Raw genomic sequence first — 1,322 nt, 5'->3', positions numbered from 1 at the left:
GCGCGCAGGCGGTGCGCGAGCGGGAGCAGGTCGTCGAGCACCCGCGTGGCCAGCTCGTCCGCGACCTCCTGCAGCACCGCGTCGCGCGCCGCCCGCTCGGCTCCCGTCACGCCGGTCAGCGTGCCGGGCACGACCCCGGCGCGGGGCCGGTTCGGCGGAACTCAGACGTCGACCGAGGCCGCCTCCGGGTCCGCCGAGGCGCCGCGCACCGGCAGGTCTGCGAAGAACGACGGCGGCTCGGCCCACGGCTCGGCGAGGGTGCCGGCCTCGGCGTCGCGCACCGCGCGCCACACCCGGTCCGGGGTCAGCGGCATGTCGAGGTGGCGGATCCCCAGGGGGGCGAGCGCGTCGACCACGGCATTCTGCACCGCCGGGGTCGATCCGACCGTGGCCGCCTCGCCGATGCCCTTGGCGCCGAGCGGGTTGTACGGCGTCTCGGTCTCGGTGCTCGACGCCTCCAGCGCCGGGACCTCGACCGCGGTCGGCAGCAGGTAGGCCGCGAACGAGCCGGTCGTCGGGTTGCCGTCCTCGTCGTAGGAGAAGCCCTCCCACAGCGCCTGCGAGATGCCCTGGGCGAGACCGCCGTGCTGCTGGCCCGCGACGAGCGTCGGGTTGAGCACGCGTCCGCAGTCGTCCACCGCGACGTGGCGCACCGGCACGACCCGGCCGGTGTCGAGATCCACCTCGACGACCGAGACGTGCGCGCCGAACGGGTAGGTCGCGCCGGGCTGGGACTCGTCGCGGGCCTCGGCCAGCGACACGTCCTGTTCGTGCGCGGCGGCCGCGACCTCGCGCCACGTGAGCGCCCGGTCCGGCACACCGGCGATGCCGACGCGACCGTCCTCGGTGACCACGACGTCGTCGGGCGAGGCCTCCAGCACCGTCGCCACGACCTCGCGCGCCCGCTCCATCACGGTGTCCGCCGCGACCAGCACGCTCGACCCGGCCAGCTGCAGGGACCGCGAGCCGCCCGTCCCGCCGCCGTGCGGCACGACGGCGGTGTCGGACTGGACGAAGCGCACCTGGTCCATCGGGATGCCGAGCCGGTCGGCGACGATCATCGCGAACGAGGTCGCGTGCCCCTGCCCGTGCGCGGAGGTCCCGACGGAGACCGTGGCCCCGCCGTCGTCGTCGACGGCCACCTTCCCGTACTCCTGCGGGCCACCACCGCCCGCGGTGACCTCGACGTAGACCGCCAGGCCGATGCCGAGCGCTAGCCGGTCCCCGCGCTCCCGACGGCGGGCCTGCTCGGCGCGCAGGTCGTCGTACCCGGCGAGATCCAGGGCCTTGTCCAGCGACTTCGCGTACTCGCCCGAGTCGTA

The 1,322-nt window shown here is 75.6% G+C and carries 1 protein-coding gene; it reads right to left on the bottom strand.

What is annotated here, in order from left to right:
- Positions 1 to 161: 161 nt before the first annotated feature.
- On the bottom strand, positions 162 to 1,322 hold a 1,161-nt coding region (locus AC0CYZ_RS26110; protein ID WP_472220776.1), incomplete at its 5' end, for a xanthine dehydrogenase family protein molybdopterin-binding subunit.

Source organism: Actinomycetospora sp., from assembly GCF_055612215.1.
Note: the sequence above shows the minus strand (reverse complement) of the source record. Positions and strands in the feature narration are given on the sequence as shown.